Source organism: Lentzea sp. NPDC060358 (assembly GCF_042725365.1).
In the GTDB taxonomy this organism is placed as follows: Bacteria; Actinomycetota; Actinomycetes; order Mycobacteriales; family Pseudonocardiaceae; genus Lentzea.
Map to the genome: position 1 here is coordinate 1 of NZ_JBHXCW010000101.1, position 25,537 is coordinate 25,537.

The following is a 25,537-nucleotide window of genomic DNA, read 5'->3' on the forward strand; positions in this document are numbered from 1 at the left end:
CAGCCCTCATGTAGGTGCCGGCCGGGTCGTTCATCGACAGGTAGGAGACGTCCGTCCCGAGCAGCGTCCGCGCTCTGCGCACGATCGAGCGGAGGACCGCGTCCGGGTCGCGCATGCCCGCGAGCTCGGACGCGGTCTCGAACAACGCCGCCAGTTCGGCCTCACGCCGTCGTGTCACACCCCAACCCTGTCACGTTCCTCCAGATCCGCACCACGGGTCTCGCGCGCGACCAGCACCGCCACCACGGTGAGCACGCACATCGCCACCACGTAGATCGAGATGGGCAACGACGACCCGTAGGCCTTGAGCAACGCCGTCGCGATCAGCGGCGCGAGCGCACCGGCCGCGATCGACGCGAGCTGGTAGCCGATCGACGCCCCCGAGTACCGGACGCGGGTGCCGAAGAGCTCCGAGAAGAACGCCGACTGCGGCCCGTACATCGCACCGTGCAGCACGAGCCCGACCGTGGTCGCGAGGATGATCAGGCCGGGGTTCCTCGTGTCCAGCATGGCGAAGAACGCGAACACCCACACCGCCATGCCGACCGCCCCGACGAGGTAGACCGGCCGCCGGCCGATCCGGTCGGACAGGTGGCCCCACAGCGGGATCGTCACCAGGTGCACCGCGGAGCCGATCAGCACCGCGTTGAGCCCCACCGACTTCGACAGCCCCAGCCCGGTCGTCACGTACACCAGGATGAACGCGGTGATGACGTAGTACGACACGTTCTCGGCGAGCCGGGCGCCCATCGCGACCAGCACCTCGCGCCAGTGGTGCCGCAGCAGCTCGAAGACCGGTGCCTTCTCCTGCTTCGGCGCCCGCGCGGCCTTCTCCTGCGCCGCCAGGAACACCGGCGACTCGGCCACCTGCAGCCGGATCCACAGGCCGATCACCACGAGCACGCCCGAGAGCAGGAACGGGATGCGCCAGCCCCACGCGAGGAAGTCCTCGTCGGTCTGCACCGCCGCCAGCACCGCGAGCACCGCCGTCGCGAGCAGGTTCCCGCCGGGTGCTCCGGCCTGCGGCCACGACGCCCAGAACCCGCGGTGCTTCGGGTCGCCGTGCTCGGACACGATCAGCACGGCCCCGCCCCACTCACCGCCGAGCGCGAAACCCTGCACCAGCCGCAGGAGGGTGAGCAGCAACGGCGCCAGGACGCCCACCGACGCGTAGGTCGGCAGCACGCCCATCAGCATCGTCGCGCCGCCCATCAGCAGCAGCGACAGCACCAGCAGCTTCTTGCGCCCCAACCGGTCTCCGTAGTGGCCGAAGACCAGGCCGCCCAGCGGACGGGCCAGGAAGCCGATCGCGTACGTGGTGAACGCGAGCAGCGTGCCGGTCAGCGGGTCCGCGGTGGGGAAGAAGAGCTTGTTGAACACCAGGGCGGCCGCCGAGCCGTAGAGGAAGAAGTCGTACCACTCGACGGTCGTACCGATGAGCGACGCGCCCACCACTTTCTTGATCATCGACAACTCCTCATCGAGCGGTCCAGCCGCCGTCGACGGCCAACGACGTGCCTGTGACAAAACTGTTGTCGCACAACCACAGCACGGCGCCGGCGACCTCGGACGGGTCGATCAGCCGCTTGACCGCGCTGCGCTGCAGGAAGATCTCGGACGAGACGTCGTCCTCGGAGATGCCGTGCACGCGCGCCTGGTCCGCGATCTGCTTCTCCACCAGCGGAGTGCGCACGTAACCGGGCGCCACGCAGTTCGAGGTGACGCCGAACGGGGCGCCCTCGAGCGCGGCGACCTTGGAGAACCCCTCCAGGCCGTGCTTCGCGGCGACGTAGGCCGACTTGAACGGGGACGCGCGCAGCCCGTGCACGCTGGAGATGTGGACCAGCCGGCCCCAGCCGGTGTCGTACATGTGCGGCAGGACGTGCCGGGTGAGCCGGAACGCCGCTCCCAGCATCAGCTCGACCATCGCCGAGAAGCGCTCGGCGGGGAACTCGTGGATGGGTGCGACGTGCTGCACGCCGGCGTTGTTGACGAGGACGTCGACCTCGGTGGGCAGTGCGTCGACGGGTCCCGTCAGATCGGCGACGTGGCCCGTGCCGCCCAGTTCGGCGGCGAGCTCGAGGACCCGCGGATCGCGGTCGACCAGGTGGACCTTCGCACCCTCGGAGGCCAGCGCCCGCGCGCAGGCCAGGCCGATGCCGCTCGCGGCTCCGGTGACCAGCGCGGTGTGACCCGTGACACTCGACATGACCGGAAACGGTAGGCGTCACCGGCCGTGATCAACATGTGGCCGATCCACACAACACCCGCTCACCTGGTGGCTTTAGCCACCATTTAGTGCGGATGACGCATAGCGCGAAAAGTTTTGGGTATAGGGGCGTAAGCTCCCGTCACCTGAACGGGGGAAGATCACCCAAGGGGGACCCGCATGTCCACAACACCCATTTACGACGACCTCCTGCGCGAGCTCGACGAGATCGCGCAGGAGGCCGGTTTGACCAGCTCGGAGCCCACGCCCGAGCCTGCCGAGTAGTTACTGCGGGGGAGCGATCAGCTCGGCGGGCACCGGCTCGTCCTTGCTGATCAGGTCGAAGAGCTGCGAAGCCTTCTCCTTGTTCCACTGCACGACCGAGCCCGCACCGGGCACCGTCGGGGTGGACCCGACCGGCACCGTGCCGCTCGTCGCCTCGCTCATGTTGAGCGCGACGCTCGCGAGGTGCCACACGTGGTCGTCGTCGTTGACCGACACCGCACCCGAGGCCGCGTTCATCAGCGGGATGACGCGGAACGGGTTGGCGAGCGTGGCCGGGCTCTTGACCTTGGCGAACAACGCCGACAGGAACTTCCGCTGGTTCTGCACGCGCTGCAGGTCGGCGGTCGCGAACGCACGCGTCCGGACGAAGCCGAGCGCCTGCGGCCCGTCGAGCTCCTGGCAGCCGGCGGGCAGGTCGATGCCGGCCAGCGGGTCCTTGATCGGCTCGTCGAGGCAGATGTCGACACCGCCGACCGCGTCGACCATGTCGGAGAACCCGCCGAAGCCGATCTCCATGTAGTGGTCGATCCGCACGCCGGTCGCGCCCTCGACCGTCTTCACGAGCAGCTGCGGCCCGCCGAACGCGTACGCGGCGTTGACCTTGTTGCGGCCGTTGCCCTCGATCGCGACGTAGGAGTCGCGCGGGATCGACAGCAGCACGGGCTTCGCGGCGCTGTTGTCCGGCAGGTGCAGCATCATGATGGTGTCGGTGCGCCGGCCTGCCGCGTCACCGGTGGCGAGCGCGTCCTTCTGCTCCTGCGTCAGGCCTTCCCGCGCGTCCGAGCCGACGAGCAGCCATGTCGTGCCCGGCGTCTCCGCGGGACGGCCCTCGTAGTCCGGCAGCGCGGAGATCCGGGTCAGCGTCGAGTCGACGTAGAACCCGAACCCGACGGCACCCAGAACCAGGACGAGCAGCAGCACCAGGATGACGCGTCCGGGACGCCTCTTCTTCCTCATCGGCCGCTGCGGCGGCATGGGACGCCGCGGCTGCTGGTAGCCGTGGTGATACCCAGCGCTCATGTGTCGCCAACCCCGATCGCTTTAGTTCCGCTTTGCACCTAGGGACGCGAGTCGTCCGTCCAGGTTGCGAGGAAACCTACCGGGGCGGCAGCACCAACGCTTCGAACAGGCGGCTGACCTCGGCCGACGGGTCCTCGGTGAATCCGGTGTGCGCGGGCGAGGTCTGCACGATGGTGCTGCGCGGCGCCGTGAGCCACCGGAACCGCTGCCCCACCGAGGTCGCGCTGACCGGACCGGCCTGCGGGCTGCCGTCGCACGAGTCGGTCAGGTGCGCGAGGCTGCTCTCCAGCGTCTCGACGTCCAGCTGGGGGTCGAGCGCCCGCAACCGGCCGGCGTCCACATGGGTCTTGGCGCACAGGAAGTCGAGCGCCCGGCAGTAGACGAGGACGCCGACGTTCATGAACTCGCCGCGTTCCTGCCGCGGGACGGCCCGCAGCAGCGCGTACTCAAACACGTGCGGCACGCGCGGCCTCCAGCGAGTCGACCCAGCCGCGGTTCGCGAGGCGGTGGGTGAAGAAGTCCCGGTAGCGCTGCCGGAGCTCGGCCGGGTCGCCCTCCAGCCACTCGTCGGGGACGAGCGCGAGCACCTCGCCGAGCAGCTCCGGGGTGATCCGCGCGGCCAGGTCGGCGTCCACTTCGGACAGCGGACCGGCGTGCGGCAGCATCGCGTGGTCGGACGGGTCGAACCGGAAGTCCTTGGTGGCGGGCCGGTCCTCGCTCCACGAGTGGTGGAAGTACAGCGAGGCGCCGTGGTCGATCAGCCACGGTTCGCGGTGCCACAGCAACATGTTCGGGTTGCGCCAGCTGCGGTCCACGTTCAGCACGAGGGCATCGAACCACAGCAGCCGCGTCGCCAGGTCGGCGCCCGGATCGCGCACGACCGGGTTGTAGTCGAACGAGCCGGGCAGGTAGTCGAGCCCGAGGTTGAGGCCGCCGCTCGCCTTGAGCAGCTCCTGGACCTCCTGGTCGGGCTCCGCGCGGCCCAGCTCCGGGTCGAGGTGCACGAGCACGATCTCGGGTATGCGGAAACCCAGCCGCCGCGCCAGCTCGCCGACGACGACCTCGGCGACCAGCACTTTCACGCCCTGCCCCGCGCCGCGGAACTTCACCACGTACATGCCCAGGTCGTCGGCCTCGACCAGGCCCGGCATCGACCCGCCCTCGCGGAACGGGGTGACGTACCGGGTGGCCGTGACCTCCCTCAGAAGACTCACCCGCGCATGATCACACGAACACCTGCCGCAAGCCGAGCAGAATACGGGCGTAGGCCGCCTGACCTTCCTTCGTCGGGTGGTAGGAGTCGCCGGTCGGGCTGACCAGCCCGTGCAGCCACGGCTCCGCCGCGCACACGCCGTGGTCCGCGAACGCCTCCCTCGGGTCCACGAACCGCGCACCGGCCCGCGCCGCGGCGCCGGACACCACCGCGGCCAGCTCGTCGGCGGCGTCGTTCAGGGCCATCCGCTTGGCCTTCGACAACGTCCGGCACCCGTCGTCCGGCGTGAACAGCCGCGGGTACCCGACCACCACGAGCCGGGCCCTCGGGGACGCCGCGCGGATCGCCGCGTAGGTCGAGTCGAGCCGAGCGGGCAGTGCGGAGCGGGTGAACTCACGGGCTTCGGCGACCCTGCCGGCGCACGCGCGGTCGCCGCTGAGCGTGCACGTGGTCAGCACGTCGGCGAACCCGAGGTCGTTGCCGCCGATGGTGATCGTGACCAGCGAGGTGGCCGGGGTCAGCGCGCGCAGCTGCGAGCGCAGCGACCGGGTCGTGGCCCCGCTGCACGCCACGAACTTGAACGACGAGAAGTCCTTGCCCAGCAGCGCCGGGTGGGCGTTCGAGCTGCGGCGGCAGGTGCCGTCCACGTAGGACCCGGCACCCGCGCCGGACGCGTAGGAGTCGCCGAGTGCGACGTACTCCGGTGCGATCGGCACGGGCGCCAGCAGTGCGACCGCGAGTACTCCAGCCAAGAAACCCATGTGTGCTGGAGTACCACTGTCGCAAGAGGACCAGAAGGGCGTTAACCCAGACGGGTGGGCAGCACGCAGACCGGGATCTCGGTCTTCAGCGGCGTCCCGGACGGCGTGATCCCGCCGGTCGCCCCGTCCACGGCGAACGACGTCACGAGGCTCGAGTTCTGGTTGGCCGCGAAGAGGAACGACCCGGTCGGGTCGAACGTGATGTGCCGCGGGTACTCGCCGCCGACGGGCGTGTGGCCGACCAGGGTCAGCCCGGCGCCGTCGACCGCGAACTGCGCCACGCTGTCGTGGCCGCGGTTCGACAGGTAGACGAACCTGCCGTCCGCCGACACCAGCACCTCGGCCGGGTAGTTGCGCTCGGTCGCGGGCGGCGCGGTCTCGAGCACCTGGCCCGGCGTGAGCTTCCCGTCGGCGTAGGCGCAGGCCACGATCGTCGAGTCGAGCTCGTTCGCCACGTAAGCGGTCTTGCCGGACGGGTGGAACGCGATGTGCCGCGGCCCGGCGCCCGGCGCGAGCTTCGCCGTCGAGACGAGCTGGAGCCGGCCGTCGAAGGAGTAGAAGAACACCGAGTCGGCGCCCAGGTCGACCGCCGCCGCGTACTTCCCCGCCGGGTCGAACACGACGTGATGGGCGTGCGGGCCCGCCTGGCGGTCCGGGTCGGGCCCGGAGCCCTGGTGCTGCACCTTCTGCGTGCGCGCGCCGAGGCTGCCGTCGGCGTTCACCGGGAACACGCTCAGCGAGCCCGACGAGTAGTCCGCGGTGATCAGGAACTTCCCGGACGGGTCGAGCGTGAGGTGGCACGGGTCGGCGCCGCCGGTGGCCTGCTTGTTGACGACCTTCAACCTGGTCGCGTCGATCGCGGTGACCTCGCCCCGCGAGGTCTCGTTGACCGCGTAGAGGAAGCGGCCGTCGCGCGACTCGACCACGAACGACGGGTTGACCACGCCGGAGATCACGCCCGTCTTCGCGAGCCGGCCGGTCGCGGTGTCGTACGTGCCGATGCCGAGGCCCTTGGCGCCGCCGCTCCACGTCGTGTACGCGCCGAAGAACACTCTCTTCGTGGCAGGTGCCGCCTCGGCGGTTCCTCCGGTCATCAGCAGTCCAGCTCCCACGCCCATGGCTCCGAGAAAACGTCGCCGGTCCACACCCACGTCCGCACCTCCGTTGTCCGTCGGCGGCGGCACGATCAACACTGGACCAGACCACTGCGGCGGTGCAACAGGGGCGTCGAAGATTGCGCCTAGCGCAACGGGTCGTTCGACACGAGCCGGGCCTTCTCGGCCTCGAGGTCGTAGGCGGGCGGCGGGAACTTCGGATCCATCTCGCGCAGGGTCTCGAGCAGCAACCGGCTGACCGCCCAGTTGCGGTACCACTTGCGGTCGGACGGCACGGCGTACCAGGGCGTCTCCGAGCAGTTCCGCAGCGCCTGCGTGTACGCCTCCCGGTACTTCGACCACTTGGACCGGACGTCGATGTCGGACGGGTTGTACTTCCAGTTCTTGCGCGGGTCGTCGAGGCGGGCGAGCAGCCGTTCCTTCTGGACCTCCGGCGAGATGTGCAGGAAGCACTTGATCAGCGTCGTGCCGGAGTCGGCCAGCTCGCGCTCGAAGGCGTTGATCTCCTGGTAACGCCCGCGCAGCTCCGCGGCCGTGATCAGGCGCTCCACTTTGGGCACGAGGACGTCCTCGTAGTGGGAGCGGTCGAACGCGCCGATGCGGCCCTTCGCGGGCAGGGCCTTGCGGATGCGCCACAGGTAGTGGTGCCGCAGCTCGGCGGCGGTCGGCTTCTTGAACGACGCGATGTGCACGCCCTGCGGGTTCACCAGCCCGACGACGTGGCTGACCACGCCGCCCTTGCCGGAGGTGTCCATGCCCTGCAGCACCAGCAGCACCGACCGCGTGTCCTCGGCGTACAGCGCCTCCTGCAGGCCGTCGAGCTCGGTCCCGGTGACGGCGAGGTCGTCGGCCGCCTCCTTCTTGTTCCGGGGACCGATCGGGCGGCCGGCGGGGTCGAGGGCGGACAGGTCCACCTCGTCGAGCCGCAGGGCATCACGAACCGACTTCTTCGCCATCACCAGACCGTAGCGATTCACCGCTGATTCCGCCCGCTGTGCAAAGAAGTGCCACGGAAGAATGAATCTACGCAATGAACTACGGCTATGCGCAACACTTGACGGCTGAAATCGCCTGTGCACGCACCTAGCCTTGGAGGATGACCGCCACCGCTGAGCACGACGCCGGGGAGACCATGAACTTGGCCAGCGCTGACTTCATCGCCCTCGACGAGGAGTGGAGCACGCACAACTACCACCCGCTGCCGGTGGTGCTCTCGCACGGCGAGGGGGCGTGGGTCACCGACGTCGAGGGGCGCCGCTACCTCGACTTCCTGTCCGGCTACTCGTCGCTCAACTTCGGGCACCGCCACCCCGCCCTGGTGGCCGCCGCCGTCGAGCAGCTCGGCCGCGTCACGCTGACCAGCCGCGCGTTCCACCACGACCAGTTCGGCCTGTTCTGCCGCGAGCTGGCGACGCTGACCGGCACCGAGATGGTCCTCGCGATGAACTCCGGCGCCGAGGCCGTCGAGTCCGCGATCAAGGTCGCCCGCAAGTGGGCCTACCGGGTCAAGGGCGTGCCGGAGGGCACCGCCGAGATCATCGTGGCCGGGTCGAACTTCCACGGCCGCACCACGACCATCGTGTCGTTCTCGACCGACGAGACCGCGCGCAACGACTTCGGCCCGTTCACGCCCGGTTTCAAGGTCGTCAAGCACGGCGCCCTCGACGAGGTCGAGTCCGCGATCTCGCCGCGCACCGCCGCCGTGCTGATCGAGCCGATCCAGGGCGAGGCCGGCGTCGTCGTGCCGCCCGCCGGCTACCTCGCGGGCGTGCGCCGCCTGTGCGACGAGAACAACGTCCTGATGATCGCCGACGAGATCCAGTCCGGCCTCGGCCGCACCGGCGAGCTGTTCGCGCTCGACCACGAGGGCGTGCGCGCCGACCTCTACACGCTGGGCAAGGCGCTCGGCGGCGGCATCCTGCCGGTGTCCGCGGTGGTCGGGTCGCGCGCAGTGCTGGGCGTGCTGAAGCCCGGCGAGCACGGGTCGACGTTCGGCGGCAACCCCCTCGCCTGCGCGGTCGGGCGGGCGGTCGTGCGGCTGCTGGAGACCGGCGAGTTCCAGGAGCGGTCGCGCGAGATGGGCGACCACCTGCACACCGAGCTGAACGGGCTCGTCGGTCACGGCATCGCCGAGGTCCGCGGGCGCGGGCTGTGGGCGGGCGTCGAGATCGCGCCGGGCGGCCCGGTGGGCCGTGCCGCGTCCGAGGCGCTGTCCGCCCGCGGGGTGCTGTGCAAGGAGACGCACGCGTCGACGTTGCGGGTCGCTCCCCCGCTGGTGATCACGCGCGACGAGATCGACCTCGGGGTGCAAGCGATTGCGGAGGTCGTTCGTCCCGATTTGGGCTGATTTTCGCACCGGACCAGGTCACAAATGCGACGGACGGGCCTCCTGGTTCGTCCGTCGCAGGCATCATGACTCGTATGGGTGAAAGGGTTCGCGCCAAAGCCGCTGCGGCTCTGGGTCGTTGGGTGGAGCCGGACGAGGTCTACGCACGGGGTCGCGAGCTGCGTTCCTCTGTGGACTTCAAGGCGCACCGCGCGATGTCGCTCGCCGGTTCGCGCCCCTCGGTGCTGGAGTTCATGCGCGCCAGCAACGAGGGCCGCCTGGAGCACCTGATCCCGTTGCGGGTCGGCCGGATGCTCGAGAACCCGTTCGCGTTCTTCCGCGGCTCGGCGGGCCTGCAGGCGGGCGACCTCGCCGCCGGCTGCTCGACCGGTCTGCACGCCCAGTTGTGCGGTGATGCGCACGCGGCGAACTTCGGCCTCTACGGCACGCCCGAGGGCCAGATCGTCATGGACATCAACGACTTCGACGAGACGCTGCCCGGCCCGTGGGAGTGGGACCTCAAGCGGCTCGTGACGTCGCTGGTGCTGGCGGGCCGCGTCGGCGACGTGTCGGACAAGGGCTGCCGCGACGCCGCCGAGGACGCCGTCGACGCCTACCGCAAGACGATCAGGCACCTCGCCGAGATCCCGTTCATGGACTCCTGGTCCGCACTCGGCGACGAGTCCTCGCTGTCGAAGGTCAAGGCCGACGACCTGCTCGAGGACTTCTCCAAGGCCGCGGAGAAGTCGCGCAGGAACACCAGCGCCCGCTTCGCCGCGAAGTGGACCGCGCACGACGGCGAGAAGTGGCGGTTCGTCACGAACCCGCCGACGTTCACCGAGGTCACCCGGGAGACCGCGGACGCGGTGGTCGGCGCGCTGCCGTCCTACGTGGACACCCTGCGCGAGTCCCGCCGCAACCTGATCATGCGCTACGGCGTCTCGGACGTGGCGTTCCGCGTCGTCGGCACCGGCAGCGTGGGCCTGCGCAACTACCTGGTCCTGTTGCACGGCAACGGCACCGAGGCGCTGGTGCTGCAGGCCAAGGAGGCGCGCACGTCGGCGCTGCAGCCGTTCCTGGACGTCGCCCCGGCCAAGCACGAGGGCAAGCGGATCGTGCACGGCGCCCGGCTCGTGCAGGCGGAGACGGACATCCTGCTGGGCTGGACGACCATCGAGGGCCGCCCGTACATCGTGCGCCAGTTCCGCAACCGCAAGGGCGAGATCGACGCGACGACGCTCAAGCGCGACGACCTTGACGACTACGGCCGCTTCGCCGGCGCCCTGCTGGCCCGCGCGCACACCCGGTCGCTCGACCCGCGGCTGCTGGCGGGGTACTTCCGAAACGGCGGCGGCAACGACCTCGACGAGGCGTTCGCGAGGTACGCCTTCGACTACGCCGACCAGACCGAGGCCGACCACGAGGAGCTGACGAAGCTGGTCAGGGCCGGCACGCTCCCTGCCGTCGCCGAGGACCGATGAAGACCGCCGAAGACCGCTGACGCGCCTTCCCGCCCGCGCAGCCGAGGTGACCTAGCCTGGCCTGGTGAAGATCCGCCGCGCCGCCTCACCCGACGACGTGGTCGCCGCCGCGCACCTGTTCGACGCGCCGCCGCGGCCGGATGCGACCGCGCGGTTCCTGGCGCAGGACCACAGCCACCTGCTGATCGCCTACGTCGGCGACCAGCCCGCCGGGTTCGTGTCCGGGATCGAGACGACGCACCCCGACAAGGGCACCGAGATGCTGCTCTACGAGCTCGGCGTCGACGAGGCGTTCCTGCGCCGCGGCATCGGAACGGCCCTGGTCGACGCCCTGCGCACCCTCGCGGCCGAACGGGGTTGCTACGCGATGTGGACCGGCACCACCGCGGGCGACACGGCGGCGCAGGCCACGTACAAGAAGGCCGGTGGGTCGATCGACGACGGCGCGTTCGTCAGCTGGGAGCTGTGACCTCGGCGACCAGCGCGTGCCAGGCGTCGGCCGAGAAGGCGAGGACGGCGGCGGGGTTCTTGGAGTCGCGCACGAGGGCGTTCCGAGCGAGCGACACCTCAACGCACTCGCTGTCGACTTTGCCGTCGCTGTAGCTGCTCTTACGCCAGGTCCGTTCGCGGTCCATTGGAATCCTCTCGCAGCCTGCTGACGTACTCCGCCAGCTTCCTCCGAGATTGTTCCTGATCCAAGGCAAGGGCATCCAGCCGCTTGAACACCTTCCGCGTCCGTTCGAGCGCGGCGGGATCCTGAGCGAACACCATGGCCGAATCGGTCGCGCTGAACGCCACAGGCGGTGCCTTCTCGAACTCGTACAGGGCGCATTTCGACAACAGCGCGGCCTTCATGGCACTGGCCGGGACGATCCGCAGGGTGTGTGTGCGGTGCAGTAGGCGCAAGTACTGCTCCTCCATCACTTGCGCGGACCCGAGCCGCATCTGGAGAGCCAGTTCGTGAATGTAGAAGACGCACTCCGGCCGGTTCGGCCTCCGCATGATCGCCTGCCGTTCGACGCGCAGGTCGATACCCTTCTTGATGTTCTCGGGTGTCTCGATGCCTCGCTCGATGAACAGCTCCTGCGCGTAAGGAACCGTCTGCAGAAGCCCAGGCATTAGCAGGACGTCATAGGTGGTGATCTTCGTGGCCAGGGACTCTGTCATCGCGATCGTGCGGAGGTTGTCCGGGACCTGCACGAAGTACAGGTCGAAGGCGTGCCGGTATCGGCGGCGGAACTCCTCGAAGAAGTCGACGTCCTTGCCGCAGAGCGTCAGGTACTGCACCAGGTCGATCTCGCTCGCACGTGCCCGGCCGTGCTCGATGTTGGAGACCTTGCTGGGGTCCCAGCCGAGCTGGACGGCGAGCGCGCGGCCGGTGAGCCCGGTGCTGGACTCGCGCAGCCGGCGCAGCTCGTCGCCCAGGTCCCTGCTGTACGCGGTGGAGATGGTCATTCCGCTGACGCTAGGGCTTGAAGTCAGTCCCAGAAGGGGCTCGTCCGGGTGAAAACTACGTCCACACCGGTTCGTCCACTTCGGACACCCTGCCGTCCGCGCGGAAGTGCAGGAAGCGGTCGAACGACTTCGCGAACCAGCGGTCGTGCGTGACGGCGACGACCGTGCCCTGGAAGTCGTTCAGGGCGTTCTGCAACGCCTCGGCGGAGGCGAGGTCGAGGTTGTCGGTCGGTTCGTCGAGCAGCAGCAACGTCGCCCCGGACAGTTCCAGCAGCAGGATCTGGAACCGCGCCTGCTGGCCGCCCGACAGGTTCTCGAACCGCTGGTCGCCGGCCTTGTCGAGGCCGTAGCGGCTGAGCACCGACATGGCGGCGCCGCGGTCCTTGCCCGATCGCGGGCCGTCGCCGTGCCAGAGGATGTCGACGAGCGTGCGGCCGAGCCACTCCGGGTGTTCGTGCGTCTGCGCGAACAGGCCGGGGACGACGCGCGCGCCGAGTTTCCACGTGCCCGAGGTCCGCACGTCGTCGCCGCCGAGCAGGCGCAGGAAGTGGCTCTTGCCGGAGCCGTTGGAGCCGAGCACCGCGACCCGGTCGCCGAAGAAGATCTCCTGCGAGAACGGCTTCATCAACCCGGTGAGTTCCAGCTCCTCGCACGTGATCGCTCGCACGCCCGTGCGTCCGCCCTTGAGGCGAGGGGTGACCTTCTCGTCGGAGGGGATCTCCGGAGGAGGACCGGCGTCCTCGTAGCGTTGGAGACGCGCGGCCATCACGCGGTACTTCTGCGCCATCACTTCCGACGACTTGGCCTGTTGCTGGAGGGTGCGCACGAGCTCCTTGAGGCGTTCGTGCTCCTCGTTCCAGCGGCGGTGGTCTTCGAGGAGCTTCTCGATGCGTTTCGCGCGGGCGGCGCGCCAGGTGGCGAACGAGCCGGGGTGCGTCCACGCGGAGTGCGCCTCGACGGTGACGACGTGCGTGGCGGCGTTGGCCAGCAGCTCGCGGTCGTGGCTGACGACGAGGACGGCCTTGTCGGTGGCCCGCAGCCGGTCCTCCAGCCAGCGCTTGCCGGGGACGTCGAGGTAGTTGTCCGGCTCGTCGAGGAGCAGGACCTGCTCGTGGCCGCGCAGCAGCGCTTCGAGGACCAGGCGTTTCTGCTCGCCACCGGAGAGCGTGCGGACCTCGCGGAAGCGGGCGCGGTCGTAGGGCAGGCCGAGCGCGGCGACCGCGACGGTGTCCCAGAGGACCTCGACGTCGTAGCCGCCGGCCTCGCCGTAGCCGGTCAGCGCGGTGGCGTAGCGCATCTGGGCGGCTTCGTCGTCGGTGTCCATCAGCGCGAGCTCGGAGTCGTCCAGCTCCCGGGCCGCCGCCCGCAACGCCGCGGGCGCCACGGACAGCAGCAGGTCGCGCACGAGTGAGTCGTCCCGGACCGAGCCGATGAACTGCGGCATCACCGCCAGTCCACCCTGCACGTGCACGCTGCCCTGCTTCGGGGTGAGCTCCCCGGACAGGATCCGTTGCAGCGTCGTCTTGCCCACGCCGTTCGCGCCGACCAGCGCGACCACGGATCCGCCGCCCACCTTGAACGAGACGTCGCGGAACAGTTCCCTGCCGTCGGGCAGGGCGTACGCGAGGCCGTTCGCCTCCAGATAACCCACACCGGAGATGGTCGGGGTCCCCGGCGGGGAAAGCCAGCGGGTTTCGGGCCTACCGCAGGCGCACCGGGTACCGCCGGAACACCAGCACACCCGCGGTGACCAGCAGGCACTGGAACGCGGGGCCGAACGCCCCGATGACCGTCAGCAGCACCGTGAGGCCGCCGAAGACGAGCAGGAGGGAGTAGAACAGCCAGGGCCGCACCTGGCGGTTCATGGTGCGGGCAAGTCTCGGTTCGTCCGCCAACAGCCGCTGCTCGATCTCCTCGAGCGAGCGGCGCTCGGCTTCACTCAGCATGGGTGCCTCCGGGGGACGTCGGGACGTCATCATTCCCACTCGTCACCAGTGGATACTCGAACGCCGCCGGAGTCAAACCCTCGACAGCGCGACCAATCGGCTGACAGCTCGCAGATACTTCTTCCGGTAGCCGCCGCCGAGCATCTCGTCGGTGAACAACTCCGACAGCGGGCGGCCCGACACGGCCACCGGCACGTCGCGGTCGTAGAGGCGGTCGCCGAACGCCACGAGCCGCAGCCCGACGTTCTGGTCGGGCGCGGGCTTCACGTCCCTGAGGTGCACCGCGGTGACGCCGTCGAGCAGCCGCCCGTACTTCGACGGGTGGAGGCGGGCGAGGGTCGCGCACAGGTCGTCGAAGTCGTCGATGGTCGAGCCCGGGGTGCTCGCGGCCCTGGCCTCGAGGTCGGCGGCGGACAGCGGCGGCGGGGCGTCGGGCAGGCCGCGGTGGCGGTAGTCGGGGCCGTCGACGCGCACGACGTCGAACTTCGAGGACATCGACTGGATCTCGCGGAGGAAGTCGGCGGCGGCGAACCGGCCCTCGCCGAGCTTGTCCGGGAGCGTGTTGGAGGTGGCGGCGACGTGCACGCCCCGTGCGGTCAGCTCCTTGATCAGGCGGGTGACCAGCATGGTGTCGCCGGGGTCGTCGAGCTCGAACTCGTCGATCGCCAGCAGCCTGTGCTCCGACAGCCTCGCCACGGCCTCGGGGAACGTCAGGACGCCGACCAGGTTCGTCAGCTCGACGAACGTGCCGTAGGCCTTGGGGCCCGGCACGGCGTGCCAGAGGCTCGCGAGGAGGTGGGTCTTGCCGACGCCGAAGCCGCCGTCGAGGTAGAGGCCGAGCTTGCCCTCGTCGTCGGACCTGCCGCCGAACAGCGACCACTTCCTGCGCTTGACGCTCACGCGGGCGGCGAACAGGCGGCAGGCCTCGACCGCGGCGGCCTGGCTGGGCTCGTCCGGGTTGGGGAGGTAGGTGTCGAAGCTGACGGCGCCGAACATCGGCGGCGGCACCAGGCCCTCGACCAGTTCGTCGGCACCGATCTGGGGATCCCGGTCGGACAAGCGCATGCCCGCACCCTATCGGCGTGGTGGGATGGGTCCGTGCAGATGTTGTGGCCCTCACCGGGCGTTGAGATGACCGACACAGACCTGGAGTCGCTCTACGCCCTCCCGCCGGGGGTCACGGCGAACTTCGTGTCCAGCGTGGACGGTTCGGTGTCGGTCGAGGGGCGGTCCGCCGGGCTCGGCTCCCCCGCCGACAAGAAGATCTTCTCGCTGGGGCGCGAGCTCGCGGACGTGGTGCTGGTGGGTGCCGGGACCGTGCTGGCGGAGGGCTACCGGGGCGCGCGGCGGGAGCGGCCGCTGCCGATCGCCGTCGTGACCGCGCGGGGGTCGCTGACGCCGGACCTGCCGCTGTTCACCGACACCGCGGTGCCGCCGATCGTGATCACCTGCGCGGCGGCGTCCCTGCCCGAGCTGCCCGCCGAGGTGGTCGTCGCGGGTGAGGAGTCGGTGGACCTCCCGGCGGCGGTGGCGGAGCTGGCCGCGCGCGGGTTGCACAGGGTGGACCTGGAGGGCGGGCCGAAGTTGTTCGGGGCCATGGTCGCCGCCGGGCTGGTCGACGCGCTGAACCTGACGATCTCACCGCTGCTGGCCGTGGGCGAGGCATCGCGGATCGCCACCGGCCCGGTCGTGTCTCCCGTTGATCTCACCCTGGCGTCGGTGCTGCGCGAGGACGACGTCCTGTTGTTGCGCTACCTGCGGCGAAATTCCAGCTGAAGAGGCAGGATGTCGGCGTGGACCTACCGCTGACACCGCCGCTGCAGCCCATGCTCGCCACCGCGGTGGACGGCATCCCCGACTCGGCGGACCTGCTGTTCGAGCCGAAGTGGGACGGGTTCCGGTGCGTGGTGTTCCGGGCCGGCGACGAGGTGTTCCTGCAGTCGCGCAGCGGCAAGCCGCTCAACCGGTACTTCCCCGAGGTCGTCGCCTCCATGCTGGACGTGCTGCCCGAGCGCGTGGTCGTCGACGGCGAGCTGGTGGTGGCGAAGAACGACGAGCTGGACTTCGACGCGCTGTCCGAGCGGATCCACCCGGCGGCCTCGCGCGTGACGATGCTGGCGGAGACGACGCCGGCCACGTTCGTCGCGTTCGACCTGCTCGCGCTGGGGTCCGAGGTGCTGCTGGAGTCGCCGACCACGGCCCGCCGGGAGCGGTTGCTGGCGCTGCCCGGGCTCAACGTCACGCCCGCGACGACGTCGGCCGAGACCGCGCGGCAGTGGTTCACCCTCTTCGAGGGCGCCGGGCTGGACGGCGTGATGGGCAAGCCGGCCGACGGGCCGTACACGCCGGGCAAGCGATCGATGATCAAGGTGAAGCACGCGCGGACCGCCGACGTGGTGCTGGCGGGCCTGCGGTGGCACAAGGACACCGAGCCGGGCACGGCCGTCGGGTCGTTGCTGCTCGGCGTGTACGACTCGTCCGACGTGCTGCACCACATCGGGGTGTGCGGGTCGTTCAAGGCCGCGGAACGGCGCGCGCTGGCCGAGGAGCTGGCGCCGTTGATCACCACGTCGGACGACCACCCGTGGGCGCGGCCCGCTGAGGGACAACGGATTCCGGGCGAGATCAACCGGTGGCGCGGCAAGCAGGCCGAGTACGTGGCGCTGCGGCCAGAACGGGTGCTGGAGATCCACTACACGCAGACCGAGGGCGACGCGCCGGTGCGGTTGCGGCACAACGGCCAGTTCGCGCGGTGGCGCCCCGACCGCGAACCGCTGTCGTGCCGCTACGACCAGTTGGAGATCCCGGCCCGCTACGACGTGGCGTCGGTGCTGAAAGGCGAACTGCGGGCCCGTTAGGCCTCGGGTCTCGCCGACCTCGTCGCACCGACCGAGGCGATCACCACGCAGCAGACCGCGAGCCATTGCACCGGTTCGAGGTGCTCGCCGAGCAGGACCAGGCCCGCCACCGCGGCCACCGCCGGTTCGAGCGACATCAGGATGCCGAACACGCGCGGGGGCATGCGCCGCAACGCCTCCAGCTCCAGCGAGTACGGCAGCACCGAGGACATCAGGGCGACTGCGATGGCCGCGGCCAGCACGACCGGGTCGAGCAGCTCCGTGCCCGCCGACGTGACGCCGAACGGCAGTGCGGCCACCGCGCCCACCGCCATCGCGAGCGCGAGACCCCGGCCGTCGCTGGTGGTGCTGCCGAGCTCGGCCGTGACGAGGATGTACGCGGCCCACAACGCGCCCGCGGCGAGCGCGAAGAGCACGCCCGTCCACACAAGACCGCCCTCGGCGCGGGTGAGCAGCACCACTCCCGCGCCCGCGAGCAGCACCCACAGTCCGTCGAGCCAGCGCCGCGAGCCCGCGACGGCCACCGCGAGCGGGCCGAGGAACTCGATCGTGACCGCCGCGCCGAGCGGGATGCGTTCGATGGCGGAGTAGAAGCAGAGGTTCATGGCCGCGAGGACCACGCCGTAGGTGAGGACCACGCTGAGCGTGCGGCGGTCGACCCTCGGCGACGGGCGCCAGATCGCCAGCAGCACAATCGCGGCCACGAGCAGGCGCAACGTGACGATGCCGATGGCGCCCGCCGTGGCGAACAGCTGCTTCGCGACGGCCGCGCCGACCTGGACGCTGACGATGCCGGACAGCACGAGCGCCGTCGGCGGGATGCCGCCCAGCAGCCTCGCGACGGGCAGCCGATCGGCGCGGGACATGTCCCCCATCCTTGCTCACCCTGGATTTACTCCGCTCGTGCGAGGCTCTGGTTCCCGGATCGTGAACGAGAGTGAGGACATCCGTGCGTCGCGCTGCCCTGGCCCTACTGGCAGTGAGCGTGCTGGCCGCGTGCAGCGCGGGACCCTCGACCAGGCCGGTGATCGCCGTGCGGGGCGAGGACAACGGGCAGGTCGGCCAGAGCACGCTCGCGGGCCCGCAGCCCGTGCCCCCGCTCGGCGAGTACAAGAAGGACTCGCTGGCGTGGGCGCCGTGCAACGAGCAGATGAAGGACCGCCTCGGCGCCGACGCCCCGCAGGGCGACCAGTCGTACGAGTGCTCGCGGATGACCGCCGTGCTCGACCCGCCCGGCCGTCCCGGCCGCGGCACGATCGGCATCGCGCTGATGCGCGTCGGCACGGGCAAGAGCGCGCTGGTCGTCGTGAACGACCCCGGCGGCGAGCCCGGCACGGTGAAGGCGGCGCGTCTCGCGGCCTCGTTGCCGAAGGACGTCCTCAGCACGTACACGCTCATCGGTGTGGACCGCCGCGGCACGGGCCGTTCGGACGGTCTGTCGTGCGTGCCGCAGGCGACGCGCGCGCAGCTCGTCGAGTTCGACCCGGCCTCGTCCGAGCAGTCGGACCTGGTCGTGGCCGCCGGCGAGGCGTCGCAGGAGTGCGTGCTCGACCTCGAGGGCAGGCTGACGGCGTTCGACTCGTGGCGTGCCGCCGCCGACCTCGAACGACTCCGCGACTACCTCGGCACCGACCGCCTCAACGCGATCGGCCTGGGCGAGGGGTCGCGCGTCGTCACGACCTACGCCCAGCGCTACCCGAACCGCATCGGCCGCACCGTCCTCGACGGCGCCCCGGACCCGACGCTCGACCAGGTGGGCGTCCTGGAGTCCCGCGCCGTGGCCACCGAGGCGACGCTGGACGCGTTCGCCCGCGACTGCAAGATCCGCAACTGCGCCCTGACCACTCCGCGCGAGGACGTGCAGGCCCTGCTCACCCAGCTGCGCACCACGCGCGTGCGCGGCGAGTACGTCGACCTCACCCCCGGCTCGGCCCTCAACGCCGTGGCCGCGGGCCTGGCCGACCGCTCCCGCTGGCCCGCGCTGACCGACGCCCTGGTGAAGGCCCGCGGCGGCGACCCGAGCGGCCTGTTCGCGCTGCTCGACCCGATCGTGAACGACCTGGACGAGAACCCGCCCCGCTTCGACGCGGGCCTGGTGATCGGCTGCAACGACACCGCCACCCGGATCCCGCCCGACCGGGTGAAGGCGCTGAGCACGGACTGGCAGACCAAGTACAAGGTGTTCGGCGCCCTGTTCGCGCGTCAGCTGCTGCACTGCAACCCGTTCCCGCCGCCCAAGGCGGAGAAGGTGGAGCCGCTCAAGAGCGCGCCGCCGATCGTGGTGCTGAGCACGGCCAACGACGTGTCCACGCCGGCACCCGGCACCGAGCACGCGGCGCAGCGGCTGCCGGGGTCGGCGCTGATCGGGTGGCAGGGGTCGGGGCACGGGGCGCTGGGGCTGTCCAGTTGTGCGACCACCGCCGTGCGGGACTACCTGATCGACGCGAAGGTGCCGTCGAACGGGACCGTCTGCCCGCCGTGATCCCGCTCGTGCGGGGGCTCGCCGACCCGGCGTGACGGGCCCCTGACGCGGCAAAGGGAGCCTCCCGCGCGAACCACAACGCGGGCGACTCCCTCGCCGAATCTTCGTGTCAGCAGCTGGAACAGCAGCCGCAGCCGGGACCCGTGCACCCGGAACAGCACCCACACGTACCCATCAGGGCCTCCCGTACTCCAAGCCGGTCCTGCGCGGGACCTCCGCGCATCCCACGGTCCGCCCCACCACCAGCCCTGGGAAGCCCCCTCACCCGAACGCGTGGGGACAACCACCCGTGACGTCGCGGGCAGTGACGCCGGCTACGCCCCCAGGTCCTCCAGAGCCTTCTGCGCTGCCTCCAACTCGGCGCGCAACTGCTCCACCCGGGCCTGCTGCTGGGCACGCGCCGCGTTCAGGACGCCCTCGACGATCTCGGCGACCTCGGGCGTGAGCAGCTTCGCGGCCTGCGCCACGGCGGCAGGCGGGACCGGGGTCGGGCGGACCGTCTTGCGGGTGCCCTGCATGACCTCGACGACCCACTCGCCCTCGCCCACCGACACGAGCGTGACGGTGACCTCGGGGGTCGCGTTCTTCGCCGGCGGCTTGCGCGCGGGCTTCGCGGCCGGTTCGGCCGGCGCGGCGGCGGGTTTCGGCTTGGGGGCCGCGGGCTTCACCGGCGCCTCCGGGACGTAGGGGTGGATGATCTCGGTCTCCCGCGGCGGCTCCGGCGGTGCCGGGGCAGGGGTCGCCGGCTTCTTGCGCGGCGGCGGCTTCTCCAGGGTCAGCTCGGCCGGGGAGAAGGACATCTCGTCCTTCGAGCCCGTGGGCCGGACCTGGATGAAATCGCCCTCGGGAGGATCGGTGACCGCCAGCAGCTTCGCCGACCTCCCCTCCTCCATGCCCACCGCCGCCGCCGTGAACCACACCAGCGGCTGGGCGCCTCCGTCCAGCTGCGAGCGCAGGCCGTCGACGTCCTCCGCCGACAACCCGCTCTTCTTCGCCATCGCGCTGCCTCCCCACCCGTTCGAACACCTGTGCCCCAGCATGCCCTACCCCACCGACATTTCTGAGCACAGGGTCGACTTCAAGATCATCACGGCCGCCCCGGTACCGAGCGGCACGCCCCTGACCGGCGAGGGGGACCAGAAGCCCGACGCCGCAACGCAACCACCGCACCGTGCGGCCCCGCGACCGCCCGCGCACCGGACTGCGCCGACTGGCTCACCGGCCAGACCGACGTCGTCTCCGCACCGGGCGCCGCGATCGGGGCACGCGGCGACTCAGGCCTCCTCGTCCCGCAGCCGGTACTCGCACCCGTACTCGACCGCGTACGACAGGTCGTAGACGTGCACGATCTTGGGTCCGCCGTGCAGGTGCACATACGTCACGGTCTGCTTGGGATCATCCGGCGTGGACGGCAACGAGTCGACCCGGCCGTCGAGGGGACCGCCGACGTACCGCACGACATAAGGCTGGGACATCACGACCTCCTCTCGCTCCCCCGCATTCTACGAGGTCGCTCAGAGGATTCGTCACGGATGCAGCCGGTTGGCCCACGCCCGCACGGGGTCGTCGGACACGGCGCGCCCATCGCTGCCCGGCGTCGATCAGGTGGCGTCCTCCTGCTTGCGGGCCCTCGACGGCTGCACCCGCAGCGGCTCGCCCGGCATCTTCGGGGTGCCAGTCGCTAGAGCGCTGTGCTCACAAGGGAAAACGCACGTCGTCTCGGAACGCACTGCACCAGGTTATCCGGTGAGATCAAGCGGCCCGCCGAGGTGATGGCACACCACGACGGGCCTTGATCTCGACCTCACGCAGGAGGACGAGACCCGCGATGGATCTTTCCATCAAGTGCAAAGCCCTGTCAGCACGGCTCATCAACGGTCCGGCGGTGACGCGATGAGCATCGAGGCGATCAACTGGGCGCTGAACCACGCCCCGATCCCGACCAACCGCAAGGACGCGTCCGCGCTCGCGATCACGCTGATCGCACTCGCCAACCACGCCGGACCCGATGGCACCGAAGCGTTTCCGTCCGTCGAGCGAATCACCGTCTACACAAGACTTTCTCGTCGCACCGTGCAGCGTTCGCTGCGGTCGCTGGAGGAACTGGGTCTGATCCGGCAGGGCAACACCCGTTACCGGGATGCCCGGATCGAGCGCGCAGACCTGCGCCCGCAGGTGTACGACCTCGTGCTGTCCGCCCGACAGGAACCGGGGCGCCAGGATGACACCCCGGTTCCTACAACGGGGCGTCAGCAGAGCACGAACGGGGCGTCAGCAGCGACGCGGCGGGGCGTCAGCATGACGCCCGAAACGTCCTTCAACCGTCCGAGAACCAGGCCCGCGCCGAGCGCGCCCGATGGGCGCTCGGCGGTCCCGCCGCCCTGCGGCCAGTGCGACGCCCGCGACTCCGACCCTGTCAGCGCCCGCGTCGTGTGGCTCGACAGCGACCGGACCCACTCGACTCCGTGCCCGCGCTGCGCGCCGCAACGCGCTGGGGGCGCCCGGTGAGCCGCGTACACCTGACCTACACCGAGCCGCACGGCTGGACCTCCCCGCCGGACTGCGTGGCGGATCGGCAGGCCGCCGAGTTCCTGCGCGACGCCACCAACGCGCTCACCCCCTCCGCCGCCTCGCGGCGCACCTGGACGATCACCGACTGCACGGACGAGAACTGCGAGGCGCGACGATGAAGCACGAGTCGATCACCGATGAGACCGTGGTCTGGGTCCGCCGCCAGTGGAACAACACGCTCAGCGCCGGGTACCGCCTGGCGGATGTCTCAGAACCTCACTGGTCCGAGTTCTCCGGAGGCACCCAGACGCGTGCGAACCGGTTCTATGTCCACGCCTATGTCATGTGCGATGCGGCCGTGGAGGGTGAGGTCGCGCATTCGTGCCGACACGGCAGGGGCCCGCACCGGATCAAGGTCTGCATCGTCGCCGTCGACAACGACGGCACCCGCTCTGCGGTGATGCGGCACATGCGCGCGCTGGCCGATGCCGATGCGGGGGTGACCCGATGAGCGCGGACGCACAGCGTCTGGAGCGCACCGGCCGGATCATCGCGATGAGCACGTGGGCGATCGCGGCCGTGGTGATGATCTATGGCGCGATGACGGTGACGCCGTGGCTGGTCGCGGAAGGCATCCCCGAGTGGTGCGCGTGGATGCTTCCTCCCGCCGTGGACGCCGCGCTCGTACTCGCCCTCGTCGGCGATCGCACCCTCGCGCAGTACGGCCGCACCACCGGCTGGGGCACCACCCTGCGGGCCGTCACCGGCCTCGTGACGCTCGGCCTCAACGTGGCCCCGAGCGCCCTGCACAAGGACGCCGTCGGCGTCGCGCTGCACGCGGTCGGGCCGGTGCTGCTGTGGGTGGCGACCGAGGCCGCCGGGTCGTACCAGAGGGAGTTCACCAGCCTGGCGCGGGAGCTGGCGGACCAGGCTGGCGCACCTGGCGCCGACCTGGTGGCCGGACCTGGTGAGGACCTGGCGGCACCTGGTGGACACCAGGTGGTGACCAACCTGGTGGAGCTGATGCACCAGCCTGGCGCAGACCTGGTGACCGCCCCGGACGCGGTACCTGGCGAAGCTGGTCACCAGCCTGGTGACCAGGACGAACCAGCCCACCAGATCGAGCCCACCAGCCCGGCGCACCAGGCGGATGCCGACCTGGTGACCGTGCCGCGCCAGGCTGGCGCCACCAGCCCGCGCCAGGTTCACCAGGCACCTGGTGACGACCTGGTGGACCGGGCGCGCCAGGTGCTGGCGACCGCCCGCGCCGAGGGCCGCCAGGTCGGCCGCACCCGCCTGGCGCGGGAGCTGGGGATCACCGAGAACCAGGCGCGCCAGGTGCTCACCGAGGCCCGGCGCCCGCGCCTGGCGACTGTCCAGACCGAGCCTGCCGAGGAGGTGGCACATGCCTAAGCCCATGCCGAAGGACAACGAGATGGGCGAGTTGGTGCCGTTCCCCGGTGCCGCGCCGGAGTCGGTGACCCCGGCTCCGGCGGCCGAGGTCGAGCCCGCCGGAACCGTGCTGGACGGCGAACTCCTCACCGACGAGGAGAACGCCGAGCTGAACCGCCGAACCATCCGGCACATCCCCGCCCAGGTCGTGCGCGTGGTGCGCCAGCACGAGCCGACCGTGAAGACCACGCGCATCGTGCTGGCGGTCGGGCTGACCGTCGCCCAGGGCTTCCAGTCCTGGGCGACGCGGGCATGGGACGCGGGCACGTTCGGCGTCTACCGGCGCCAGATCCGCGCCGCCGAGGCCGCCGGGGACCGCGAGGCGCTGGCCGAGTGGATCGACCGGCGCAACCTCGCCGCCGAGCGGCGGCACAAGCGCCTGCTCGACGCACCGAAGCTCGCGGCCGGCATCGCCCGCGTGCTGCTCGGCTCGCTGGTCGTGATCACGCTGCTGATGCTGGTGACCGCCGTGGTCGTCGAGCTGACCGACCTGGGTTCGTTCGGCGCGTTCTTCGACGGCGTGCTCGACGTGCTGCGGTTCGCGATCACCACCGTGACCGTCGTGTGGACCCCGTTCCTCGCGGCAACGCCGCTGCTGATCGGGTTCGCCGCGTGGCGCGAGGGCCGCAAGACCGGCACCGTGCCGGACTGGGCGCTCTCCCCCACCAAGCGCGAGGAGGCGAGCGTGATCGTCACCCCCGGCGGCATCGCGCAAGCGTTGGCGCACCTCGGGATCCCGGCCCTGAACAGGGCCCTGAAGGACGAGTGGACGGTCGAGTTCGCAACCCCGCCGGTCCGGGTGAACAACCGCGGCTACACGGCGGTGTTCAGCCTGCCTCTGGGCATCACTCCGGCGATGATCGCCGACAAACGCGCCGTGCTCGCCCGCAACCTGCACCGCGACACCATCGAGGTGTGGCCGACCGGCGCCGAGCGCGCCGGGTACGTCGATCTGTGGGTGGCGGACGCCGGATCGGGCAGCAAGCCCGCCCCGGCCTACCCGCTGCTCACCGCGGGCACGGTGGACGTGTTCGCCAGCGTTCCGTTCGGCGTCTCCCAGCGCGGAGACCTGATCGCCCCGCCCCTGGTGGAGGCGAACCTGGTCTTCGGCGGCCTGCCCGGTCAGGGCAAGTCCAACGCCGTGCGCGTGGTCATGCTCGGCGCGGCGCTCGACCCGCTCGCCGAGCTGTGGGTGTTCGTCTTCGCGGGCAACGGCGACTTCGACGCCTACGCGCCCCGCCTCGCCCGCTACGAGCGCGGCACCCGCCCCGAGGTCGCCGAAGCGGCGCTCGACGCGCTGCACGAGCTGTACGCCGAGGTCGGCCGCCGCGAGGAGAAGCTCGCGGAGCTGGGCGTGAAGAAGGTGACGCGCGCGCTCGCGGAGAAGCACACGGACCTGCGGCCGATCGTCGCGGGCTTCTCGGAGTGCCACGAGTTGTTCGGCAACGCGGACTTCGGCAAAGAGGCGGGCGAGGTCGCGGTGAACATCGTGAAGCGCGGCAGGAAGACCGGCGTCATCTTGGCGTTCGACACGCAGTCCTCCCGCGCGGCGGCGATCCCGCCCGCGCTCGTCGAGAACGTCGCGATGAACTTCTGCTTCTACGTGAAGACGTGGAGGAACAACGACGGCTTCCTCGGCGACGGCTCCTTCCAGGCCGGGATCCGCGCGACCGAGCTGCGCTTCAACGTGGACCGGGGCACGTCCGTCGCGACCGGCACCACGGACGAAACGTTCGAACTGCTGCGCTGGTTCTACATCGAGGCCGACGACTCCGGCTTCGACGCAGCGGCCGACGTCATCGCCCGCGCCATGAAGACCGTCCACCCCAGCGTCGCCACCGGCGGCCAGCCCCGGCAGATCGCACCGACCGCGCGGAACCTGCTGGAGGACCTGGACGCCGTGCTCGGCACGGACCCCGTGCCCGTCGCCGACGTGCCTGCCCTGCTGGCACGGCTCGCGCCGGACTGGGCGCCGTACCGCACGCTGAACGGCAAGGCGCTCGTCGCGCAGCTCGCGGCGCTCGGGGTGAAGGTGCCCAGCACGGGCAACCGGTGGCCGGTGCGCCCCGAGGACGTGCGGGCCGCGCTCGCCCGCGCGGCCACCGCCGACCTGGACGAGTGAGTCGAGTTAGGTCCTGACGCCCGTCGGATGGCTCCCCTCAGGGACCCTCCGGCGGGTGTTTTCGTGGGTTCCAGAGACCTAACTTCCATCACTTCCCGCAGGTCACAGGCCAGTTAGCGGCGCGGTTAGGAAGCTAACTCGATCTGGCCGACGTCACCCGATCGAGGGGTGCTCTGCCAAGTGACCTGGATTCGTGAGCGGCCGGCCTTAGAACTCCTAACTCAATGAGAGGTTGCGGAGTCGGCGCCAGCAGATGATCCCGCAGGCCAGGCTGAGGAACGCTTCGTGGATGTCGTCTCGG

General features: G+C 70.6%; 27 protein-coding genes. 11 read left to right on the forward strand and 16 right to left on the reverse strand.

Annotated elements, in window-relative coordinates; genetic code table 11:
* Positions 1–174: 174 nt before the first annotated feature.
* The 8 genes from ACFWGZ_RS21690 to ACFWGZ_RS21725 all read right to left on the reverse strand — a co-directional run bounded on the left by ACFWGZ_RS21690 (position 175) and on the right by ACFWGZ_RS21725 (position 7,559).
* On the reverse strand, positions 175–1,467 hold the full coding sequence (locus ACFWGZ_RS21690) for an MFS transporter (RefSeq protein ID WP_382453363.1): 1,293 nt from the start codon (positions 1,465–1,467) through the stop codon (positions 175–177).
* 10 nt (positions 1,468–1,477) lie between these two features.
* Complete coding sequence (locus tag ACFWGZ_RS21695) at positions 1,478–2,209, reverse strand: SDR family NAD(P)-dependent oxidoreductase (protein WP_382453364.1); 732 nt, start codon at positions 2,207–2,209, stop codon at positions 1,478–1,480.
* A gap of 285 nt (positions 2,210–2,494) precedes the next feature.
* On the reverse strand, positions 2,495–3,514 hold the full coding sequence (locus ACFWGZ_RS21700) for an LCP family protein (protein ID WP_382453365.1): 1,020 nt from the start codon (positions 3,512–3,514) through the stop codon (positions 2,495–2,497).
* A gap of 76 nt (positions 3,515–3,590) precedes the next feature.
* Positions 3,591–3,977 carry a DUF3037 domain-containing protein gene (locus ACFWGZ_RS21705; protein WP_382453366.1) on the reverse strand — a complete coding sequence of 129 codons (387 nt, stop codon included), beginning with the start codon at positions 3,975–3,977 and terminating at the stop codon, positions 3,591–3,593.
* Positions 3,961–4,728 (reverse strand): HipA family kinase, encoded by a 768-nt coding sequence (locus ACFWGZ_RS21710; protein WP_382453367.1) that lies wholly within the window; start codon positions 4,726–4,728, stop codon positions 3,961–3,963. Before ACFWGZ_RS21710 ends, ACFWGZ_RS21705 begins: the two co-directional genes overlap by 17 nt.
* A 10-nt stretch (positions 4,729–4,738) precedes the next feature.
* On the reverse strand, positions 4,739–5,488 hold the full coding sequence (locus ACFWGZ_RS21715; protein WP_382453368.1) for an SGNH/GDSL hydrolase family protein: 750 nt from the start codon (positions 5,486–5,488) through the stop codon (positions 4,739–4,741).
* Between the two features lie 41 nt (positions 5,489–5,529).
* Positions 5,530–6,582 (reverse strand): lactonase family protein, encoded by a 1,053-nt coding sequence (locus ACFWGZ_RS21720; protein WP_382453369.1) that lies wholly within the window; start codon positions 6,580–6,582, stop codon positions 5,530–5,532.
* 146 nt (positions 6,583–6,728) lie between these two features.
* A complete protein-coding gene (locus ACFWGZ_RS21725) occupies positions 6,729–7,559 on the reverse strand; it encodes a PPK2 family polyphosphate kinase (protein WP_382453370.1) in 831 nt (276 codons plus the stop codon).
* A gap of 140 nt (positions 7,560–7,699) precedes the next feature.
* Between ACFWGZ_RS21725 and rocD the strand changes: the two genes are divergently transcribed.
* The 3 genes from rocD (at position 7,700) to ACFWGZ_RS21740 (ending at position 10,879) form a co-directional block, all read left to right on the forward strand.
* On the forward strand, positions 7,700–8,950 hold the full coding sequence (gene rocD, locus ACFWGZ_RS21730) for an ornithine--oxo-acid transaminase (protein WP_382453371.1): 1,251 nt from the start codon (positions 7,700–7,702) through the stop codon (positions 8,948–8,950).
* A gap of 74 nt (positions 8,951–9,024) precedes the next feature.
* Positions 9,025–10,410: a DUF2252 domain-containing protein gene (locus tag ACFWGZ_RS21735; protein WP_382453372.1), complete on the forward strand. Its 1,386-nt coding sequence runs from the start codon at positions 9,025–9,027 to the stop codon at positions 10,408–10,410.
* A 64-nt stretch (positions 10,411–10,474) separates the two neighbouring features.
* The gene (locus ACFWGZ_RS21740; RefSeq protein WP_382453373.1) at positions 10,475–10,879 is read left to right on the forward strand and encodes a GNAT family N-acetyltransferase; all 405 of its coding nucleotides are present in this window, start codon (positions 10,475–10,477) and stop codon (positions 10,877–10,879) included.
* On the opposite strand, the gene ACFWGZ_RS21745 is transcribed toward ACFWGZ_RS21740, so the two are convergent.
* From ACFWGZ_RS21745 to zapE, 5 genes are all read right to left on the reverse strand, one after another.
* Positions 10,863–11,045: a DUF397 domain-containing protein gene (locus tag ACFWGZ_RS21745; protein ID WP_382453374.1), complete on the reverse strand. Its 183-nt coding sequence runs from the start codon at positions 11,043–11,045 to the stop codon at positions 10,863–10,865. The two genes, ACFWGZ_RS21740 and ACFWGZ_RS21745, sit on opposite strands and share 17 nt — an antisense overlap.
* Entirely contained in the window at positions 11,020–11,865 is an 846-nt protein-coding gene (locus ACFWGZ_RS21750; protein WP_382453375.1) for a helix-turn-helix domain-containing protein, read from the reverse strand. Before ACFWGZ_RS21750 ends, ACFWGZ_RS21745 begins: the two co-directional genes overlap by 26 nt.
* A gap of 55 nt (positions 11,866–11,920) precedes the next feature.
* Entirely contained in the window at positions 11,921–13,516 is a 1,596-nt protein-coding gene (locus ACFWGZ_RS21755) for an ABC-F family ATP-binding cassette domain-containing protein (protein WP_382453376.1), read from the reverse strand.
* Between the two features lie 49 nt (positions 13,517–13,565).
* Positions 13,566–13,811 carry a DUF3040 domain-containing protein gene (locus ACFWGZ_RS21760; RefSeq protein ID WP_382453377.1) on the reverse strand — a complete coding sequence of 82 codons (246 nt, stop codon included), beginning with the start codon at positions 13,809–13,811 and terminating at the stop codon, positions 13,566–13,568.
* Positions 13,812–13,883: 72 nt separating this feature from the next.
* Positions 13,884–14,876, reverse strand: coding sequence for a cell division protein ZapE (gene zapE, locus ACFWGZ_RS21765; protein WP_382453378.1), 993 nt, complete (start codon positions 14,874–14,876; stop codon positions 13,884–13,886).
* Positions 14,877–14,942: 66 nt separating this feature from the next.
* Here zapE and ACFWGZ_RS21770 point away from each other — a divergent pair, with 66 nt between their 5' ends.
* Together ACFWGZ_RS21770 and ACFWGZ_RS21775 are read left to right on the forward strand one after the other, a co-directional pair.
* Positions 14,943–15,587, forward strand: coding sequence for a dihydrofolate reductase family protein (locus tag ACFWGZ_RS21770; RefSeq protein ID WP_382453379.1), 645 nt, complete (start codon positions 14,943–14,945; stop codon positions 15,585–15,587).
* A 17-nt stretch (positions 15,588–15,604) separates the two neighbouring features.
* Positions 15,605–16,669: an ATP-dependent DNA ligase gene (locus ACFWGZ_RS21775; protein WP_382453380.1), complete on the forward strand. Its 1,065-nt coding sequence runs from the start codon at positions 15,605–15,607 to the stop codon at positions 16,667–16,669.
* Here ACFWGZ_RS21775 and ACFWGZ_RS21780 read toward each other — a convergent pair.
* Entirely contained in the window at positions 16,666–17,535 is an 870-nt protein-coding gene (locus ACFWGZ_RS21780; RefSeq protein WP_382453381.1) for a DMT family transporter, read from the reverse strand. The genes ACFWGZ_RS21775 and ACFWGZ_RS21780 overlap by 4 nt on opposite strands.
* A gap of 83 nt (positions 17,536–17,618) precedes the next feature.
* On the opposite strand from ACFWGZ_RS21780, the gene ACFWGZ_RS21785 reads away from it, so the two are divergent.
* Positions 17,619–19,151: an alpha/beta fold hydrolase gene (locus ACFWGZ_RS21785; RefSeq protein WP_382453382.1), complete on the forward strand. Its 1,533-nt coding sequence runs from the start codon at positions 17,619–17,621 to the stop codon at positions 19,149–19,151.
* Between the two features lie 314 nt (positions 19,152–19,465).
* Here ACFWGZ_RS21785 and ACFWGZ_RS21790 read toward each other — a convergent pair whose 3' ends face one another.
* Positions 19,466–20,149: a DUF6319 family protein gene (locus tag ACFWGZ_RS21790; RefSeq protein ID WP_382453383.1), complete on the reverse strand. Its 684-nt coding sequence runs from the start codon at positions 20,147–20,149 to the stop codon at positions 19,466–19,468.
* Between the two features lie 276 nt (positions 20,150–20,425).
* A complete protein-coding gene (locus ACFWGZ_RS21795; RefSeq protein ID WP_382453384.1) occupies positions 20,426–20,626 on the reverse strand; it encodes a hypothetical protein in 201 nt (66 codons plus the stop codon).
* A gap of 418 nt (positions 20,627–21,044) precedes the next feature.
* Here ACFWGZ_RS21795 and ACFWGZ_RS21800 point away from each other — a divergent pair, with 418 nt between their 5' ends.
* The 5 genes from ACFWGZ_RS21800 to ACFWGZ_RS21820 are packed head-to-tail and all read left to right on the forward strand — an operon-like array spanning position 21,045 to position 25,236.
* On the forward strand, positions 21,045–21,659 hold the full coding sequence (locus tag ACFWGZ_RS21800; protein WP_382453385.1) for a helix-turn-helix domain-containing protein: 615 nt from the start codon (positions 21,045–21,047) through the stop codon (positions 21,657–21,659).
* Positions 21,656–21,841 carry a hypothetical protein gene (locus ACFWGZ_RS21805; RefSeq protein WP_382453386.1) on the forward strand — a complete coding sequence of 62 codons (186 nt, stop codon included), beginning with the start codon at positions 21,656–21,658 and terminating at the stop codon, positions 21,839–21,841. The genes ACFWGZ_RS21800 and ACFWGZ_RS21805 overlap by 4 nt, the downstream gene beginning before the upstream one ends.
* Complete coding sequence (locus ACFWGZ_RS21810) at positions 21,838–22,173, forward strand: hypothetical protein (protein ID WP_382453387.1); 336 nt, start codon at positions 21,838–21,840, stop codon at positions 22,171–22,173. Before ACFWGZ_RS21805 ends, ACFWGZ_RS21810 begins: the two co-directional genes overlap by 4 nt.
* On the forward strand, positions 22,170–23,075 hold the full coding sequence (locus tag ACFWGZ_RS21815; RefSeq protein WP_382453388.1) for a hypothetical protein: 906 nt from the start codon (positions 22,170–22,172) through the stop codon (positions 23,073–23,075). The genes ACFWGZ_RS21810 and ACFWGZ_RS21815 overlap by 4 nt, the downstream gene beginning before the upstream one ends.
* The gene (locus ACFWGZ_RS21820) at positions 23,068–25,236 is read left to right on the forward strand and encodes an FtsK/SpoIIIE domain-containing protein (RefSeq protein WP_382453389.1); all 2,169 of its coding nucleotides are present in this window, start codon (positions 23,068–23,070) and stop codon (positions 25,234–25,236) included. The genes ACFWGZ_RS21815 and ACFWGZ_RS21820 overlap by 8 nt, the downstream gene beginning before the upstream one ends.
* The last annotated feature ends 301 nt before the right edge of the window (positions 25,237–25,537 follow it).

Bases quoted from the DNA above. Each gene is read 5' to 3' on its own strand.
- ACFWGZ_RS21800 (WP_382453385.1), top strand. From the start codon at position 21,045: ATGAGCATCGAGGCGATCAACTGGGCGCTGAACCACGCCCCGATCCCG.
- ACFWGZ_RS21715 (WP_382453368.1), bottom strand. From the start codon at position 5,488: ATGGGTTTCTTGGCTGGAGTACTCGCGGTCGCACTGCTGGCGCCCGTG.
- ACFWGZ_RS21700 (WP_382453365.1), bottom strand. From the start codon at position 3,514: ATGAGCGCTGGGTATCACCACGGCTACCAGCAGCCGCGGCGTCCCATG.
- ACFWGZ_RS21745 (WP_382453374.1), bottom strand. From the start codon at position 11,045: ATGGACCGCGAACGGACCTGGCGTAAGAGCAGCTACAGCGACGGCAAA.
- ACFWGZ_RS21760 (WP_382453377.1), bottom strand. From the start codon at position 13,811: ATGCTGAGTGAAGCCGAGCGCCGCTCGCTCGAGGAGATCGAGCAGCGG.
- ACFWGZ_RS21790 (WP_382453383.1), bottom strand. From the start codon at position 20,149: ATGGCGAAGAAGAGCGGGTTGTCGGCGGAGGACGTCGACGGCCTGCGC.
- ACFWGZ_RS21735 (WP_382453372.1), top strand. From the start codon at position 9,025: ATGGGTGAAAGGGTTCGCGCCAAAGCCGCTGCGGCTCTGGGTCGTTGG.
- ACFWGZ_RS21815 (WP_382453388.1), top strand. From the start codon at position 22,170: ATGAGCGCGGACGCACAGCGTCTGGAGCGCACCGGCCGGATCATCGCG.
- zapE (WP_382453378.1), bottom strand. From the start codon at position 14,876: ATGCGCTTGTCCGACCGGGATCCCCAGATCGGTGCCGACGAACTGGTC.
- ACFWGZ_RS21770 (WP_382453379.1), top strand. From the start codon at position 14,943: ATGACCGACACAGACCTGGAGTCGCTCTACGCCCTCCCGCCGGGGGTC.
- ACFWGZ_RS21820 (WP_382453389.1), top strand. From the start codon at position 23,068: ATGCCTAAGCCCATGCCGAAGGACAACGAGATGGGCGAGTTGGTGCCG.
- ACFWGZ_RS21720 (WP_382453369.1), bottom strand. From the start codon at position 6,582: ATGACCGGAGGAACCGCCGAGGCGGCACCTGCCACGAAGAGAGTGTTC.
- ACFWGZ_RS21795 (WP_382453384.1), bottom strand. From the start codon at position 20,626: ATGTCCCAGCCTTATGTCGTGCGGTACGTCGGCGGTCCCCTCGACGGC.
- ACFWGZ_RS21690 (WP_382453363.1), bottom strand. From the start codon at position 1,467: ATGATCAAGAAAGTGGTGGGCGCGTCGCTCATCGGTACGACCGTCGAG.
- ACFWGZ_RS21725 (WP_382453370.1), bottom strand. From the start codon at position 7,559: ATGGCGAAGAAGTCGGTTCGTGATGCCCTGCGGCTCGACGAGGTGGAC.
- rocD (WP_382453371.1), top strand. From the start codon at position 7,700: ATGACCGCCACCGCTGAGCACGACGCCGGGGAGACCATGAACTTGGCC.
- ACFWGZ_RS21695 (WP_382453364.1), bottom strand. From the start codon at position 2,209: ATGTCGAGTGTCACGGGTCACACCGCGCTGGTCACCGGAGCCGCGAGC.
- ACFWGZ_RS21810 (WP_382453387.1), top strand. From the start codon at position 21,838: ATGAAGCACGAGTCGATCACCGATGAGACCGTGGTCTGGGTCCGCCGC.
- ACFWGZ_RS21780 (WP_382453381.1), bottom strand. From the start codon at position 17,535: ATGTCCCGCGCCGATCGGCTGCCCGTCGCGAGGCTGCTGGGCGGCATC.
- ACFWGZ_RS21750 (WP_382453375.1), bottom strand. From the start codon at position 11,865: ATGACCATCTCCACCGCGTACAGCAGGGACCTGGGCGACGAGCTGCGC.